This is a genomic window from Halomonas sp. 141, from assembly GCF_002810305.1.
Taxonomy (GTDB): Bacteria; Pseudomonadota; Gammaproteobacteria; order Pseudomonadales; family Halomonadaceae; genus Vreelandella; species Vreelandella stevensii.
This window is the reverse complement of record NZ_PINZ01000014.1, coordinates 1-15876: the sequence shown is the minus strand read 5'-3', so window position 1 is coordinate 15876 and position 15876 is coordinate 1. Positions and strand designations below refer to the sequence as shown.

General features: G+C 59.0%; 20 protein-coding genes and 1 pseudogene. 11 read left to right on the top strand and 10 right to left on the bottom strand.

Going from position 1 to position 15876, the window contains the following annotated elements; translation table 11 throughout:
- Positions 1 to 57: 57 nt before the first annotated feature.
- A complete protein-coding gene (locus tag CWI66_RS08470; protein ID WP_100731439.1) occupies positions 58 to 306 on the top strand; it encodes a SlyX family protein in 249 nt (82 codons plus the stop codon).
- A gap of 21 nt (positions 307 to 327) precedes the next feature.
- Here CWI66_RS08470 and CWI66_RS08465 read toward each other — a convergent pair.
- A pseudogene (locus tag CWI66_RS08465) lies at positions 328 to 879 on the bottom strand (alanine dehydrogenase); the annotation flags it as partial.
- Between the two features lie 214 nt (positions 880 to 1093).
- On the opposite strand from CWI66_RS08465, the gene CWI66_RS08460 reads away from it, so the two are divergent.
- Positions 1094 to 2284 (top strand): AAA family ATPase, encoded by a 1191-nt coding sequence (locus tag CWI66_RS08460; RefSeq protein WP_100731438.1) that lies wholly within the window; start codon positions 1094 to 1096, stop codon positions 2282 to 2284.
- Positions 2284 to 2835: a DUF4276 family protein gene (locus tag CWI66_RS08455; RefSeq protein ID WP_016915061.1), complete on the top strand. Its 552-nt coding sequence runs from the start codon at positions 2284 to 2286 to the stop codon at positions 2833 to 2835. The genes CWI66_RS08460 and CWI66_RS08455 overlap by 1 nt, the downstream gene beginning before the upstream one ends.
- A gap of 24 nt (positions 2836 to 2859) precedes the next feature.
- Here the strand turns inward: CWI66_RS08455 and CWI66_RS08450 are convergent, their stop codons facing one another.
- The 6 genes from CWI66_RS08450 to radC form a co-directional block, all read right to left on the bottom strand.
- The gene (locus tag CWI66_RS08450; RefSeq protein WP_016915062.1) at positions 2860 to 3294 is read right to left on the bottom strand and encodes an acyl-CoA thioesterase; all 435 of its coding nucleotides are present in this window, start codon (positions 3292 to 3294) and stop codon (positions 2860 to 2862) included.
- Between the two features lie 48 nt (positions 3295 to 3342).
- Positions 3343 to 4533 (bottom strand): class I SAM-dependent rRNA methyltransferase, encoded by a 1191-nt coding sequence (locus tag CWI66_RS08445; protein ID WP_016915063.1) that lies wholly within the window; start codon positions 4531 to 4533, stop codon positions 3343 to 3345.
- A gap of 45 nt (positions 4534 to 4578) precedes the next feature.
- Positions 4579 to 5406, bottom strand: a complete 828-nt coding sequence (gene mutM, locus CWI66_RS08440) for a bifunctional DNA-formamidopyrimidine glycosylase/DNA-(apurinic or apyrimidinic site) lyase (RefSeq protein WP_100731437.1) — start codon at positions 5404 to 5406, stop codon at positions 4579 to 4581.
- A 140-nt stretch (positions 5407 to 5546) separates the two neighbouring features.
- A complete protein-coding gene (rpmG, locus tag CWI66_RS08435) occupies positions 5547 to 5702 on the bottom strand; it encodes a 50S ribosomal protein L33 (RefSeq protein ID WP_009098622.1) in 156 nt (51 codons plus the stop codon).
- A 38-nt stretch (positions 5703 to 5740) separates the two neighbouring features.
- Positions 5741 to 5977, bottom strand: a complete 237-nt coding sequence (rpmB, locus tag CWI66_RS08430) for a 50S ribosomal protein L28 (protein WP_016915065.1) — start codon at positions 5975 to 5977, stop codon at positions 5741 to 5743.
- A gap of 280 nt (positions 5978 to 6257) precedes the next feature.
- A complete protein-coding gene (gene radC / locus CWI66_RS08425) occupies positions 6258 to 6932 on the bottom strand; it encodes a RadC family protein (RefSeq protein WP_039175218.1) in 675 nt (224 codons plus the stop codon).
- A 159-nt stretch (positions 6933 to 7091) separates the two neighbouring features.
- Here radC and coaBC point away from each other — a divergent pair, with 159 nt between their 5' ends.
- The 6 genes from coaBC (at position 7092) to CWI66_RS08395 (ending at position 13041) form a co-directional block, all read left to right on the top strand.
- Complete coding sequence (gene coaBC, locus CWI66_RS08420; protein ID WP_232710803.1) at positions 7092 to 8414, top strand: bifunctional phosphopantothenoylcysteine decarboxylase/phosphopantothenate--cysteine ligase CoaBC; 1323 nt, start codon at positions 7092 to 7094, stop codon at positions 8412 to 8414.
- Positions 8411 to 8866 carry a dUTP diphosphatase gene (gene dut, locus CWI66_RS08415; RefSeq protein ID WP_081136753.1) on the top strand — a complete coding sequence of 152 codons (456 nt, stop codon included), beginning with the start codon at positions 8411 to 8413 and terminating at the stop codon, positions 8864 to 8866. Before coaBC ends, dut begins: the two co-directional genes overlap by 4 nt.
- Positions 8867 to 8899: 33 nt before the next feature.
- Positions 8900 to 10288, top strand: a complete 1389-nt coding sequence (locus CWI66_RS08410) for a phosphomannomutase/phosphoglucomutase (RefSeq protein ID WP_100731435.1) — start codon at positions 8900 to 8902, stop codon at positions 10286 to 10288.
- A gap of 82 nt (positions 10289 to 10370) precedes the next feature.
- Positions 10371 to 11270, top strand: coding sequence for an acetylglutamate kinase (gene argB, locus CWI66_RS08405; RefSeq protein WP_039175214.1), 900 nt, complete (start codon positions 10371 to 10373; stop codon positions 11268 to 11270).
- Positions 11271 to 11291: 21 nt separating this feature from the next.
- Positions 11292 to 11900, top strand: a complete 609-nt coding sequence (gene slmA / locus CWI66_RS08400; RefSeq protein WP_100731434.1) for a nucleoid occlusion factor SlmA — start codon at positions 11292 to 11294, stop codon at positions 11898 to 11900.
- A gap of 169 nt (positions 11901 to 12069) precedes the next feature.
- On the top strand, positions 12070 to 13041 hold the full coding sequence (locus CWI66_RS08395) for an Rpn family recombination-promoting nuclease/putative transposase (RefSeq protein ID WP_100731433.1): 972 nt from the start codon (positions 12070 to 12072) through the stop codon (positions 13039 to 13041).
- Between the two features lie 128 nt (positions 13042 to 13169).
- Here CWI66_RS08395 and CWI66_RS08390 read toward each other — a convergent pair whose 3' ends face one another.
- The 3 genes from CWI66_RS08390 to CWI66_RS08380 form a co-directional block, all read right to left on the bottom strand.
- Positions 13170 to 13760, bottom strand: a complete 591-nt coding sequence (locus tag CWI66_RS08390) for a hypothetical protein (protein ID WP_100731432.1) — start codon at positions 13758 to 13760, stop codon at positions 13170 to 13172.
- A gap of 105 nt (positions 13761 to 13865) precedes the next feature.
- Complete coding sequence (locus CWI66_RS08385) at positions 13866 to 14114, bottom strand: hypothetical protein (protein WP_232710801.1); 249 nt, start codon at positions 14112 to 14114, stop codon at positions 13866 to 13868.
- Between the two features lie 3 nt (positions 14115 to 14117).
- Positions 14118 to 14471 carry a hypothetical protein gene (locus CWI66_RS08380; protein WP_100731431.1) on the bottom strand — a complete coding sequence of 118 codons (354 nt, stop codon included), beginning with the start codon at positions 14469 to 14471 and terminating at the stop codon, positions 14118 to 14120.
- 565 nt (positions 14472 to 15036) lie between these two features.
- On the opposite strand from CWI66_RS08380, the gene CWI66_RS08370 reads away from it, so the two are divergent.
- Positions 15037 to 15324, top strand: a complete 288-nt coding sequence (locus tag CWI66_RS08370; protein WP_081136765.1) for a type II toxin-antitoxin system HigB family toxin — start codon at positions 15037 to 15039, stop codon at positions 15322 to 15324.
- A gap of 2 nt (positions 15325 to 15326) precedes the next feature.
- Positions 15327 to 15740 carry a helix-turn-helix domain-containing protein gene (locus CWI66_RS08365; protein WP_081136767.1) on the top strand — a complete coding sequence of 138 codons (414 nt, stop codon included), beginning with the start codon at positions 15327 to 15329 and terminating at the stop codon, positions 15738 to 15740.
- Positions 15741 to 15876: the final 136 nt, after the last annotated feature.

The window sequence follows — 15876 nt, the reverse complement described above, 5'->3', positions numbered from 1 at the left end:
CCTACCAGGCCCTTTCCTAACAGTACCGAGCATACTACATACGGTGACGATGTTATCATGACAAACGACTCAACGCCTGCCGAGCTCACTCAACGTATTGAATCGTTGGAAAGTCGGCTGGCTTATCAGGAACATTGGCTGGACACCCTCGACCAGGCCGTCGCCCAGCAGGAGCGCCGCCTCGAAAAGCTGGAACAGCTGAGCGCCCTGATGCGTGAACGGCTCCGCGAACAGCATCAGGCGCTGCAAACCAGCGACTCACAGGGCGGCTTTCGCCCCGAAGACGACATCCCGCCCCACTACTAATGGACTAACCGCTTACCCGGGTCACTTCACCACGCTGGCCGGTTCGATGCTTTCCAGGCCAAACGCCTGGGCGACGGCCCGGTAGGTAATCTGGCCATCGTGGACGTTCAGCCCGGGCAGAAAATGGGTATCGTCTGCCAGCGCCAGGCGCCACCCCTTGTCGGCAAGCGCCAGCACGAACGGCAGCGTCGCGTTGGTGAGCCCCAGGGTAGACGTACGTGCCACGGCGCCGGGCATGTTGGCCACACAGTAGTGCACGATGCCATCCACCAGATAGGTGGGCTCGGCGTGGGTCGTGGGCTTGCTGGTTTCGAAACAGCCGCCCTGGTCGATGGCCACGTCCACCAGCACACTGCCGGGTTTCATCTCGGCCAGCATGGCACGGGTGATCAATTTGGGAGCTGCCGCGCCGGGGATCAGCACCGCGCCCACGATCATGTCGGCAGTGCGTGCCGCGTGATCCAGCGCATCGGCGGTGGAGTAGACGGTTTTGATACGCCCCTGGTAGCGCGCATCCAATGCTTCCAGCCGGGCCACCGAGGTATCGAGAATCGTCACCTCTGCCCCTAGCCCCGCCTTATTCACGAGGGTGCTGATTGAGCGGTCTGAAGGTACTGGCTGTTGGCATTGCTTATCAGGATTCGCCTCTTCAGCGCGAGTGGCTGTTGTAGTGCTATCCAGCCGTGCTGCACAGTGTTTTTCCTGATGTTAGGATGATAGCCACAGTCTCACTCGATACCGGTCATCCCGGCGAGCCAAATGGACTGGGTGTTGACGGAGACGAACAATGCATATCGAAACGATTCGAATTAAAAATTTCAAGAGTTTTCGCCACGCCAAGATGGAAGGCTTGCCACGCTTCTGTGTTGTCGTCGGTGCTAACGGCTCAGGAAAATCAACCCTATTTGATGTTTTTGGTTTCCTCAAGGATTGCTTAACCTTCAATGTTAAGCAAGCACTGCAGGTCCGTGGCGGGTTTAAAGAAGTACTTAGCCGTGGTGTAGACAGTAATGAATCCATTGAGCTGGAAATAAAGTTTCGTATGGATATTGCTGGCGTCGAACGATTGATCTCATACTTGATCGAAATAGGAATGGAAAATCGACAGGTGACAGTTAGGCGTGAAGTGCTTCGTTACAAACGTGGTCGCTATGGTTCACCTTATCACTTCCTGGATTTTTCAGGCGGCGTGGGCTACGCCATCACGAATGAAGAAGATTTCGACAAGCAAGATGAAGAACTTCAAAGGGAGCAGCAAAATGTTGGCAAAGATGCATTGGCGATTAAAGGCTTAGGACAATTCGAACGATTTAAAGCAGCCAATGCATTTCGTCAACTAATAGAAAACTGGCATGTTTCAGATTTTCATATCAATTTGGCTCGTGGTAGCAAAGAAGCCATTGGAGAATTCGAGCACCTCTCTATATCAGGTGATAACTTGCAGTTAGTAGCAAGAAATATTTATGAAAATCACCCTGGCATTTTTGACCAAATGGTCGAAGCGATGAAACATCGGGTTCCAGGCATTAATAAAATAGAACCCATCCAGACGCAAGATGGACGGCTGATTCTAAACTTTCAAGACGACTCATTCATCGATCCATTTATCGACCGGTATGTATCTGACGGCACCATTAAAATGTTTGCTTATCTAGTACTACTCTACGATCCTGAGCCACACCCCTTGCTTTGTATCGAAGAACCGGAAAACCAGCTTTATCCTACCTTACTGTGGGAATTGGCAGAAGAATTTCGTGCTTACGCTGAGAGAGGAGGACAAGTTTTTGTATCGAGTCACTCTCCTGATTTCCTTAATGCCGTACAGGTGGAGGAAGTCTACTGGCTCGTGAAAGAGAAAGGCTATACAAACATATGTCGAGCCAAGGACAGTCGACAGCTTGTTGCCTTTATCGAGGAAGGGGATCAGATGGGTTATCTTTGGAAAGAAGGTTTTTTTGAAGGGGCAGGACCAGAATAATGGAACTAGTTTTCTTTTTGGAGGAGCCCTCAGCCAAGGCAATGTTGCAAGGGATAATACCTCGCCTCTTACCAGGCATCGAAACTCGCTATATTGTTTTTGAAGGGAAGCAGGATTTAGAAAAACGCCTGCCGATACGTTTACGAGCATGGCAAAACCCAGAGTCATGCTTCCTGGTCATGCGTGATCAGGACTCAGGTGACTGCCTGCAAATCAAGCAGCGTCTAATGACGCTATGCAGCGAGGCAGGCCACCCTGATGCCATCGTTCGCATTGCCTGCCATGAGCTTGAAAGCTTTTATCTTGGAGACCTCAAGGCGGTTGCACAAGCCCTTGGGCCTGCCAGCTTGGCAAAGCAGCAAACGAAAGCCAAATACCGCACCCCTGACCGTCTGAATAACGCAGCCCAAGAGTTGAAGCGCATTGCTCCAAAGTACCAAAAGCTATCCGGCTCTCGTGCGTTAGGCTTAGCGATAGCACTGGAGGGGAATCACTCACAAAGTTACAACCAGCTATTGGCAGGTATTAAAAAGGCATGCGGCATTCGGTAGTCAACACTACCAAAACACGGCTGTTTATTCCGCCACCACCGCAGCGCCATAAATGCGCTGGTACTCCTCCGGCAAGCGCTTGGGGCGACCGCTGGAAAGCGCGACACAGGCAAACCGCGTGCGCGCCTTCAGCAGCGTCTTGCCGTCTGCTGGCCGTATCAGTTGAAAGCGGCGCGTCAGGCTGAAGCGGCCGTCGCAGTCGACGATCCAGGTGGCCAGGCAGAGCGTGTCGTCTTGAAAAGCAGGGGCGAGGTAGTCCAGCTCGTGGCGGTGGACCACCATCGCCCGGTCCAGCGCCCGATAGCGTTCCAGCGACAGCCCCAACGCCTCGGAGTGGGCCCAGCTGATCTGCTCTACCCAGCGCAGGTACTCGCTGTTATTGACGTGCCGGTAAGCGTCGATGGCTTCCGGCGCGACCTGCAGCGTGAGTACGAACGGCTCTGGCAATGCCCACTCCATGTGGCCACCTCCTTTCCTATGACGACGGCGCTCGACAGCGGGCGATGCTCAGTCGCGGAAGACCCGCACGCCCAGCGCTTTCAAGTAAGCAGTTTCGGGAATCGCCGGGTGCACGGGGTGATCCGGCCCTTGATGGCCCTGGAAAATCACCTGGCCATGGCGGTCCTGATGGCGCACGGCACCGCGCACCACATCCACCAGCCGCTCGTGGGCCAGATGCATGGAGCAGGACGCCGACAGCAGCAGGCCATCGCGCCCCAGCAGGCGCATTGCCTCGCGGTTGAGTCGTGCATAGGCGCGCTCACCGTTGGGGATATCCTTGCGCTTCTTGATGAACGCAGGCGGGTCGAGAATCACCACGTCGAACTGCTCGCCATCGGCTTTCAATGCGGCCAGCGCTTCGAAGGCGTCGCCTTCCCCCACGGCCACCTGCTCCTGCACGCCGTTCAGCTCGGCATTGCGCGCCACTTGTTCCAGGGCAACGCCGGAGGCATCCACACACAGCACTTCGGAGGCGCCGCTGGCGGCAGCCTGAACGCCCCAGCCACCCACATAGCTGAAGACGTCCAGCACGCGCTTTCCAGCAACCTGACTGTTCAACCAGGCCCGGTTGACGCGGTGGTCGAAGAACCAGCCGGTCTTCTGGCCGTTGAGTACCGGCACCGCAAAGGTCACGCCGTTTTCCACCAGCAGCACTTCGTCGGGCAGGGTGCCCTTGACCACTTCCACGTGGGCTTCCAAGCCTTCCTGGCGGCGGCCCCCGGTATCGTTACGGAATACGATGACCTCAGGCTTGATGACCTTTTCCAGCGCATCGACGATCTCGTCGGCCAGCGCCTGCATGCCGGCGGTATTGAGCTGCACGACCAGCACATCGCCAAAGCGGTCGATGATCAGTCCTGGCAGCAGGTCGCCCTCGCCATGAATCAGACGATAGAAGGGCTGATCGAACAGGCGCTGGCGCAGCGCCAGCGCCTGATTGAAACGGTGCACGAACAGCGAGCGATCCAGGCGCATTTCCGGGTCGCGGGACATGATCCGCGCACAGATCAACGAGTGCGGGTTCACGTAGGCCACGCCCAGGGTCTTGCCGTTGGAGGCCTCTATCAAGGCAGGCTCGCCCGCCTCGAAGGTCTTCAGCGGCGTTTCCTTGATATCGACTTCGTTGGAGTAGATCCACAGATGGCCAGCCTTCAAGCGGCGATCGGCATTTTTATTCAGGCGCAGGCGTTGAGTCACAACATTCTCCAGATAAACAAAACAGTTAGCCGCCCAGGGCGGCGCTCAGCGCTGGCAACCGGGGCAGAATACGCTGGCCCGCTGCCCCAGGGTAATGCGCTTGAGTTCGCTGCCACAGCGCAGGCAAGGCTGGCCATGGCGACCATAGACATTCAATTGCTGGGCAAAGTAGCCCGGCTCCCCCTGGCCGCTGACGAAATCGCGCAGCGTGGTGCCACCTTGGGTAATGGCCGCCGCCAATACTTCCTTGACCGCCTGGGCCAGCGCTTCGTAGCGCGCCAGTGAAATGCGTCCGGCGGCCCGGCGCGGGTCGATGCCCGCCATGAACAGCGCCTCGGCGGCATAGATGTTGCCCGCTCCCACGACCACGCGGTTATCCATCAGGAAAGGCTTCACGGCGACGCGCTTGCCGCGCGACAGTGCGTGGAGCCATCGGCCCGTGAAGGCATCGTCGAGGGGTTCCGGGCCCAGGTGCGCCAGCCGCGTATCGAACTGTGCATCGGCGTGCTGCCAATCGACGAAGCCAAAGCGGCGCGGGTCGTGATAGCGCAATATATGCCCGCTGGCGGTGACGATATCCACATGGTCATGCTTTTTGGGCAGATCACCCAGCCGGGCAATCCGCAGGCTACCCGACATGCCCAGGTGCCACAGCAGCGTGGCGTGGCCGGTAGGCGTGGCCAGCGGGATCTGCAGGTATTTGGCGCGCCGGGCAAGCTCACCCACGCGAGCCCCGACCAGCCGCTCGGCCAGGTCATCCGGCACGGGAACGCGCAGGCGCGGCTGGCGTACCAGCACTTCGGTAATCTCCTGCCCTTCCAGGTAAGGCGCGATACCACGCCGCGTGGTTTCCACTTCAGGCAATTCGGGCATGATGAAAGCCTATGATGACAGCACAGTGACAGCGATGCTAACACGCGAAACGCAAACGTTAGACATGCAAAAACCCGGCTTGGGGCCGGGTTTTTCAACAGGCGCTCGCCTGCGGTGAAAGCCGATCATCGTAACCGAGGTTACTTGATCTTGGCTTCCTTGTAGATGACGTGCTTACGGACGACCGGGTCGTATTTCTTGAATTCGAACTTATCCGGGGTGTTCCGCTTGTTCTTGTCAGTGGTGTAGAAGTGGCCAGTACCGGCACTAGACACCAGCTTGATCTTATCGCGCATGGTTTAACTCTCCCAAAAATGCTGAGCCAGAAACTGGCTTAGATAGCGTCGCCGCGTTTGCGGATGTCGGCCAGAACCGAGTCGATACCTTTCTTGTCGATGATGCGCATGCCTTTAGAGGAAACGCGCAGCTTGACGAAGCGGTTTTCAGACTCCACCCAGAAGCGATGGGTGTGCAGGTTCGGCAAGAAACGACGACGAGTCTTGCGCTGGGAGTGAGAAACGTTATTACCAGTTACCGGACGCTTGCCGGTAACCTGACATACTTTGGACATGAGAGCCTCCAACCGCTTGGCGAGTTGTTCAAAACTGTCGGGCAAACCGGAGCAGGGAGGGAGTCGACGCAGTTAACCGCCTAGCTGTACCCAAATCCGTTATTCAACCCAAGTTCAAAGGTGGCACTTTATACCAGAGCACCCGGCCACCAGCAAGCGAAACCGCCCAAAAAGGCCAAAAAAGCACGTTTTTGGACAATTTTCGTCACGACAGCCGCAGCATCGAGCGGGCCAGCCTGCCTTTTCGATACTACTGGAGTGCGTGCGCATGACCTGCCCGCTAGAGCCAGCCGCGCTCGGCAAAGGACACCACGTCTCCGTCTCCCACCACAAAATGATCCAGCACTCGCACGTCAAAGAGAGCAAGGGCATCTTTCAAGCGTTCGGTGATACGTCGATCAGCGTCGCTGGGCTCAGCCACACCCGAAGGGTGATTGTGGGCCAGGATGACAGCGCCAGCGTGGAGTTCCAACGCACGCTTGGCAACTTCGCGGGGGTAAACGGATGCGCTGTCTAGGGTACCGCGAAACAGGGATTCATAGCGAATGATTCGGTGCTGAGTATCCAAAAAAAGTACCGCAAACTCTTCATGCCCCAGGTGGCGCAGCTGCGAACTCAGGTAGTGGCGCACCAGGGCAGGCGAGGTCAACGCGTTGCCGCGTGCCAGCTGGCTGGCCAAATGTCGCCGCGATAGCTCCAGCGTGGCCTGCAACTGGGAAAACTTGGCATCGCCCAATCCACGGGCGGCACAAAACTGCTCTCTGTCTGCCTCCAGCAGCTGCCGCAACCCGCCAAAGCTCGCCAGCAGGTCACGCGCCAGGTCCACTGCCGAACGCCCCTGAACCCCCACCCGCAGAAAGATCGCCAGCAGTTCGGCATCCGATAACGACTGCGCCCCCATGGTCAGCAGTTTTTCACGGGGTCGCTCACCCTCTGGCCAATGATTGATACCCATCCATGCCCCCCAACCTATGCCCTAGGCGTGTGGCTCACGCCCTCGCCTTCACCATTCCTCACTATACCTGGCGTTATAACACGTCCACCGAGCATGCCAAAATAAACCGCCAAATGGTATGGTAAGCCTCCTTACGACCGTCATACGGAATCGCCGACCATGGCATCACTCTCGCAAGCGTCCGAGTCCCCACGACCACTCTCAGAACCATCGCCGACCGCCCTGCTCGCAGGTAAACGCGTGCTGCTGGGCGTCAGCGCCGGTATTGCCGCGTATAAAAGCGCGCTGATCGTGAGACTGCTGAAGCAGGCAGGCTGTGAGGTGCGCGTGGTGATGACCGAGGGTGCTCAAGCCTTCATCACCCCCCTGACGCTGCAGGCTCTCTCTGGCGAGCCCGTGCGCACCTCGCTGCTGGACCCCGAGGCAGAAGCCGGGATGGGGCACATTGAACTGGCCCGCTGGGCCGATGCCCTGCTGGTGGCCCCGGCCACGGCCGATGTGATGGCGCGCCTGGCGCACGGCATGGCCGACGACCTGCTGACCACTCTGTGCCTTGCTTCGGAAGCGCCACGGCTGATGGCCCCCGCCATGAACCAGGCCATGTGGCGCCATCCCGCCACGCAGCGTAACCAGGCACAGCTGGCCGCCGACGGCTGGCAGTTGATCGGCCCTGCCGCTGGCGAGCAGGCCTGTGGCGACGTTGGCCCAGGGCGAATGAGCGAACCCGAGGATATCTTCGCAGCCCTTCAACAGCACTTCGCCAAAGCAGCCAAGGTTGCGTCGCCCGCCCAGGGCGCAACGCGCCCTCACGTGGTGATCACCGCGGGCCCCACCCGTGAAGCCCTGGACCCGGTGCGCTACCTGTCCAACCACAGCTCGGGCAAGATGGGCTTCGCTCTGGCCGCCGCCGCCGTGGCGCAAGGGGCTCGCGTGACCCTGATCAGCGGCCCGGTCAATTTGCCCACCCCAGCCGGGGTCGAGCGCCAAAACGTGGAAACCGCCCGGGAGATGCACCAGGCCGCGCTACAGCTGGCCCCCCAGGCCGCGCTGTTCATTGGCTGTGCCGCCGTGGCCGACTACCGCGCCGCCAGCGCCGCCGAGCACAAGCTCAAGAAAACCGACGATCAGGACACGCTGACCCTGACGCTGGTGAAAAACCCGGACATCATTGCCGACGTGGCGGCCTTGCCCAACAGGCAACGCCCCTTCGTGGTCGGCTTTGCCGCCGAAACCCAGGAGGTCGAGCGCTACGCCCGCCACAAGCTCGACCGCAAGGGCCTGGACATGGTCGTGGCCAACGACGTGGCCCAGCAAGGGCTGGGCTTTGGCAGCGACGACAACGCCGCCCTGCTGCTCTGGCGTACGCCTGACGGCACGCAGCAACACAGCGCGCCGCCCCAACCCAAGACCGCGCTGGCCACCCTGATCGTGCAGCAGGCGCTCTCCCTGCTGCCTCACACTTCTCACGGAGCTTCCTCATGAACCGCCCTCGCCTACAGTGCAAGGTATTGGACGAGCGCTTGCGCGACTATCTGCCCTCTTACGCCACCGCTGGTTCGGCGGGCATGGACCTGCGCGCCCTGCTGGACGAACCGCTGACGCTGGCCCCAGGCGAATGCCAGCTGGTGCGTACCGGCCTGGCCATCTATATCGAAGATCCCAACCTTGCCGGCATGATCCTGCCGCGTTCGGGGCTGGGGCATAAGCACGGCATCGTGCTGGGCAACCTGGTGGGGCTGATCGACTCCGACTACCAGGGTGAATTGATGGTCTCGGTATGGAACCGCGGGCAGGCCAGCTTCACGGTCACCCCGTTCGAGCGCCTGGCACAATACGTGCTGGTGCCGGTGGTGCAGGCCGAACTGACCCTCGTCGACAGCTTCACAGACTCCACCCGTGGCAGTGGCGGCTTTGGCAGCACTGGCCGCCAGTAAGCACTCACTAGCGCGCTCTTTCAGGGATTGACCATGACCGTACCCGCTTCGATTTTTCGCGCCTACGATATTCGCGGCATCGTGGATGACACTCTCAGCGAAGCCACCGCCGAGCTGATTGGCCGGGCAGCGGGCTCGGAAGCCGCCGCCCGCGGTGAACACACCGTGATCGTCGCACGGGACGGCAGAGTCTCGGGGCCACGCCTGCAGGCGGCGCTCATCAAAGGGCTCCAGGCCGCCGGGCGCGATGTGATCGACCTTGGCATGGTGCCTACGCCAGTGCTCTACTTTGCCACACACACCCTGCCCGAGAGCTGCTCCGGGGTAATGCTGACCGGCAGCCACAACCCGCCCGACTACAACGGCTTCAAGATCGTGCTGGCCGGAGAAACCCTGGCCAGCGAAGCGATCACCGCCCTGTACGAGCGCATCCAGTCAGGCGACTTCACCGAGGGCCATGGCCGTGTGCACGCCCACGACCTGCGGGCCACGTACCTGGCGCGGATTCTTGAGGATGTGCAGCTCGCAAGGCCGCTCAGTGCGGTGGTGGATTGCGGCAACGGCGTGGCAGGCGAACTTGGCCCTCAGCTGGTCGAACGGTTGGGGGTGGCCACCACGGCGCTGTTCGCCGAGATCGATGGCCGCTTCCCCAACCACCACCCCGACCCCGGCAAGCCGGAAAACCTGCAGGATCTGATCCACCACGTCCAACAGAGCGGTGCAGACATCGGCCTGGCCTTCGACGGCGACGGCGACCGCCTGGGCGTGGTCACGCCGCGCGGGCGAATGATCTTTCCCGACCACCTGATGATGCTGTTCGCCACCGACATGCTCTCCCGCAACCCTGGTGCCAAAGTGGTGTTCGACATCAAGTGTACCGGGCACCTGGCACGGGTGGTGAGCGAGGCAGGCGGCGAGCCGGAGATGTGGCGCACCGGCCACTCCCTCATCAAGGCGCGCATGAAGGAAACCGGCGCCTTGCTGGGGGGCGAGATGAGCGGTCACATCTTCTTCAAGGAACGCTGGTACGGTTTCGATGACGGCCTGTATGCCGCCGCTCGGCTACTGGAAATACTGGCCCGCTACCCAGGCGATGCGGATGCATTCTTCGACCAGTTTCCCCAGGCTGTGAGCACGCCCGAAATCAACATCACCGTGGCGGATGCCGACAAATTTGCCATGGTCGAGACGCTTGCCAGAGAGGGCGACTTCGGCGAAGGTATCAAAACCACGCTGGATGGTATTCGCGTTGACTACCCCGATGGCTGGGGATTGTGCCGAGCGTCCAACACGACGCCCGCGCTGGTGCTGCGCTTCGAGGGGGAAGACAGCGCGGCCCTGGAACGGATACGCGAGCGCTTCGCACGCGCCCTGCAAGGTGTTTCACCTACGTTGACGATACCAGATACCCCCGTCACATGATCATGCCGCGAAGCGCACACCACCCGCGCTACGATGAAGCAGACATTAAAAGCAGATATTACTAGAGCAAAGGGACAATCTCATGAGTTCAGCTAGCCGCGACCCCAAGGTCGTTGTAGAGGTGCTATCCGAAGCCCTTCCCTATATTCAGCAGTTTTCCGGCAAGACCGTGGTCGTGAAGTACGGTGGCAACGCCATGACCGAAGATACGCTGATCGACTCCTTTGCTCGTAACATCGTGCTGATGAAAGAAGTCGGCATCAACCCCGTGGTGGTGCACGGCGGCGGCCCGCAAATTGGCAGCCTGCTGGAAAAGCTCAATATCGAATCGCGCTTCGTCAACGGCATGCGGGTCACCGACTCGCAAACCATGGACGTGGTGGAAATGGTGCTGGGTGGCCTGGTCAACAAAAGCATCGTCAACCTGATCAACCAGAGCGGCGGCAAGGCAATTGGCCTGACCGGCAAGGATGGCGCCCAGATTCGCGCCCGCCAGTTGAAGGTGGAGCATCAAAGCCCGGAAATGACCGCCCCGGAGATCATCGACATCGGCCACGTGGGGGAAGTGGAAGCGATCTCCACCGACCTGATCGAGATGCTCGCAGCCCGCGACTTCATTCCGGTCATCGCCCCTATCGGCGTGGACGCCCAAGGCAACAGCTACAACATCAACGCCGACCTGGTGGCCGGTAAGCTGGCGGAAGCGCTGAACGCCGAAAAGCTGATGCTGCTGACCAACGTGGCGGGCCTGATGAACAGCGAAGGCCAGGTCATGACCGGCCTGACCACGGCCCAGGTAGATGCCCTGATTGCCGATGGCACCATCTACGGCGGCATGCTGCCGAAGATTCGCTGCGCCCTGGACGCCGTCAAGGGAGGCGTCAACAGCGCCCACATCATCGATGGCCGGGTGCCGCATGCCGTGCTGCTGGAAATTTTCACCAACGCTGGGGTAGGCACCCTGATCACCAACGCAGGCTAACTGTGACGGAGGGCAAGAGCCATGAGTGACGACCGCAAGCCTCGCCGTCGCGAGCAAATACTGCAGGCCTTGGCCATCATGCTGGAAGAGGACAGCGGCAAGCGGATCACCACCGCCGCCCTGGCCCGCCAGGTGGGGGTTTCCGAAGCGGCGCTGTACCGCCACTTCCCCAGCAAGGCGCGCATGTACGAAGGCTTGATCGACTTCATCGAAGAGAGCATCTTCGCGCGCATTACGCGGATACTGGAAGACATCCCCGACGCCACCACCCGCTGCAGCACGCTACTCTCACTGCTGCTGGGCTTTGCCGAAAAGAACCCCGGCCTGGCCCGGGTACTGGGCGGCGACGCACTCACCGGCGAAACGGCACGCCTGCGCCTGCGCGTTCACCAGCTGTTCGAACGCCTGGAAACCCAGCTGAAACAAGTCCTCCGCGAAGCCGAGCTGCGTGAAGGGTTGCGCCCCAGCATTCCCGCCTCCGCCGCTGCCAACCTGCTGATCGCGCAAGCCGAAGGGCGCATCGCCCAGTACGTGCGCAGCGACTTCAAACGGCTGCCCACCGAGTACTGGGAAGACCAGTGGGCGCTACTTTCCAGCCAACTGCTGCAACCCAGCCCACAGCTCGCCTGACTACGGGCGCGCTTCATACACGCACAGCCTACGCATACAACGCACACGCCCCCGGTGGCAGCCATGGCGGGGCGTTTGTTGATGATGGCTGCCAGGCCTAAAACAAGCAGTGCGAAGACGAGAGCAGCACACATTGTGCTACGATAGCGATATGAAAAGCGGGGGGCTTATGGCAACTACCACCTACCATTACCACGACACTGGCTACAAAGAGCTATTCAGCTACCCTGAGTTTGTCCAGCAGTTGATCGAAGGGTTTGCACCCGCTGATATGGCCGCGCTAATGGACTTCTCGACGCTCAAAAACCATAGTGGCAACTACATTACGCCGCTGTTCGAGGAGAAATTCGAGGACGTGGTATGGTCAGTGCAGATTACCTGGCAAGGCATCACCCAAGAGATCTATCTCTACATCTTGCTGGAGTTTCAATCCTCAGTGGATCGCACTATGCCTATCCGGCTAATGCACTACGTTGCCTGTTTTTATGACCACCTGCTGAAAAATGGCACCACCACACCGCATAAAGGCCTCCCGCCTATTCTACCCATGGTGCTTTACAATGGGGTCGAACGTTGGACAGCACGCCAGGACATCTACGACATGGTGTACCCGGAACCACCCTCGTTTCTGCAGGTCTATCAGCCACACCTTCGCTACTACCTCATCGATGAAGGGCGCTACACTGATGAAGAGCTTGCCCTGCGCCCAACACCGCTAAGTGGGGTATTCGGCATCGAAAAAGCCTCAACCGACATGAAAGGTTTACAGCAAGCGGTGGACCGAATTGTCACGATCATACAAGCCGCCCCGGACAAAGACCGGATCGACAAGATCGTTACCCGCTGGCTAAAGCGCTATTTGCAAAGGTTAGGCGCCAATGCAAACCTGGACCAGCTCAATAGTTTAGTGGAGGACAAAACCATGCTAGCAGAAAATCTTGCAAACTGGGCCCAGGAAGAACGCCAGGCCGGGCGTTTAGAGGGACGCCAGGAAGGACGTCTAGAAGGTCGCCAGGAAGGCATCGTCACCACAGCCCGCAATTTGTTAACGCTTGGTGCGCTGAGTGACGACCAAATTGCTGTCGCTACTGGGCTAACGGTGGAGGAGATCGCCAAGCTGCGTAACGAAAGCACGCACTGAGCTTACAACTCCCCACACGCCTGAGCAGGACAGCCACATCGGCCCCTAATCTATGTGGCATTTAAAGTATGCCCAGCATTAGCTGATGACTGCCAAGCCCAATCCAGAGCGCCACACGATGCGGTGTATTACACCCTCGCTTGCCCTTGAATCACCGCCTCGAACCCAGCGGGGGTAATCGGTTGCTTCTCGGCATCCAGCGCCGTGCCCCCCAACTTGGCCAGCTTTTTGGAAAGCGACACCAGTTTGGCCAACTGCAGCTTGCTGGGAGCCAGCATGCGCTGGGTCTTGGCAATCTTGATGCTGACGCCCTTCACCGGCGGATGACTGGTCGGGGATTCGGTCAAGGGTGGCAACTGGCCCGACCCCAGCGCATTTTCGATCAGAATCGGCGTGCGAGAAGAATCCCCCGCCACGGCAAAGGTCTTGGTGCGCTGTTCATACACCGCACCTGCCGAACTCAATACCGCACTCAAGCGGTCGTTCAGCGCAGGCGACGGCTCGTCGAACAGCACTTTTACTTCCCAAACCGCATTTTCCGCATTCAATAAGGCCGGTGCTTCTGGGGCCACGACAGGCGGCGGCGCACCACCCAACGCCCCTGCCGGCACCTCGTTGGCCCGCCGCACCAGCAACATGTACCCTGCCACACACCCGCAAGTCACGCTCAACCAAAGCGCACTAATCGCCACTACCAACACCAACGTTTGGGTATCCATCGCCCTGTTCTCGTTTTGTTAGCCAAGCACCAAACTGCTTACCAGAAAAGACCATAGTTCATGGCAGGCGGTTTGCAAGCTAACATTTGGTCTAGGGAGAGGCGTTTATGTCAAGGAAAGAGCAGCACCAGAACGCGGTGGCTCATTGAGGCCTTCTTCTACCTTCAACATGGCCAGCGTATGGGCACGCTGCTGCTTGACGGCGGTATCCAGAATATCCAGCAGCGCCTGGTAATCTTTCGGCTGTGCTTCCTCCAGGCCGTGCTTTTCGACGTTTGCCAGCGTTTGGCGAGTATCATGTATCAGTGCTTCCAGGGCCAGAATCACTCGCTCGCGCTCGTCCGCCGTCATCACGTATTAATCCCCTTTCTGCAGCTGCTGCACCCGCTCATATAACTGCTTGGCGCTGGCAATGGCCGTGGCTTCGTAAGCATCCAGGGTCAATAGCTGGTCGTTGGCTGGGTCCTGCATTGCAGCCTCCAGCACTGCCTGATAGCGTTTCAGCAAATGTGCCAGATTCAAGCGAATCATGGTGAGCTCAAGCTGAAACTCCGCTTGTAGACGAGTCATTCGCTCAATGCCCATAGGCACGCTCTCGCGAGCGGTAGCGGACCCGATGGTCAGCTCGACGCGTTTTTCAACGGCGTTCAATTTGGGGATCAGTTCATTGACCACGTACAGCGCAGAAATGGTAGTGGAATTTGATTTCACAAGGCTCCCAAAGCGGTGCTCGAATAAAAATAGAGCACCATTTTATCACGCACTTAGCTTGGTCTAAGGCTGAATTAACCCCCGGTAGAGCGGGTATATTCCCAGCGTACTTTTGGTGTTAGCGCGCTACTTGCAAGGAAGCGCCCCCAGCTTGCCCCACTCCGGCGCGCACATGGTCACAGATGATGATCGACGCTATCGCTCGCCTCGGTCGAGAAGTGAAGATTGTGATTGGCCCCTCACGCTACCGCTCATCTCCCGGCCATGTCGAGCTTGAAATGGCCTGAGGGCATAACGCAGGAGCTGCTTGGGGCGACTCAGTGCCCAGGCTGCGCCGTGCAGCTCCTTCGTCTCATCGAGGCTTAATGCTTTGGCTCGTGGCGCAAGGCAGCGACTTCGGCCACGTCCAAATTAGTTGCTTCAGCAATTTGCGCATCGCTAAGCACGCTAAGCTTGATCAGGTTACGTGCTGTTGCGCGCCTACCCAAGTAAGTGCCGATATAGCAACTTGCTATTGATAGCAGATTGCTATATAGTGAGCGAAGCGAAGGCAGGGAAGGTCAGCATGCACATCATCACGCAGAAGCGCATATGGGAAGCCATGGAGAAGTGGCCACAAGCTGCCACAGCGCTTGAAGCGTGGTACCGCATCATGAAGGCCAGCGAGCCGAAGGATTTCGCTGCCATGAAAGGGATCTTCCCAGCAACGGACAAGGTGGGCAGCCACCACGTATTCGATATCGGTGGCAACAAGATCCGACTGATCGCTGTCGTCCACTATCGCGCCAGGCGCGTTTTCATCCGCGACATCCTTGATCACAATGAGTACGACAAGGGCAAGTGGAAGGAGTGAACATGAACGCTATCCTCGACCAAGCTGCCACTCACTGGCGCTACATCTCTCCACTGCTCGCTACACCCGAGACAGAGAATGAGTATGATGCCAAGGTAGAAGCCCTGGATGAACTGCTCGACCTCATCGGTGACGACGAGGACCACCCGCTGGCCAGCCTTGCCTCTCTCCTCGGCGATCTCATCGAAGCGTATGACGAAGAGCATCGACCCCTGCCACAGGCGTCAGGCGCTGAGGTACTGCGATACCTCATGCAGGAGCATGGCGTGACGCAGCGTGATCTGCCAGAAGTGGGAGCGCAGCCCGTAGTGTCAGCAATCTTGTCTGGTAAGCGCACCCTGAACTGGCGGCAGGTATGCGAACTGTCCGACCGCTTCAGCGTGCCTGCCGATGCTTTCAAGGGATCTCGCGCCTGATCGCTGTATGCCTCTCTCGGCATGCTGCCTCATCACTGCGCTTTGACGTCCTCCCCGCCCTAAAGGACGGGGATTCCAACTTCTTGAGGGCAACGTCCTGCCCCGAGGCTGAGGATATTCCGGGCCGCATTCACGT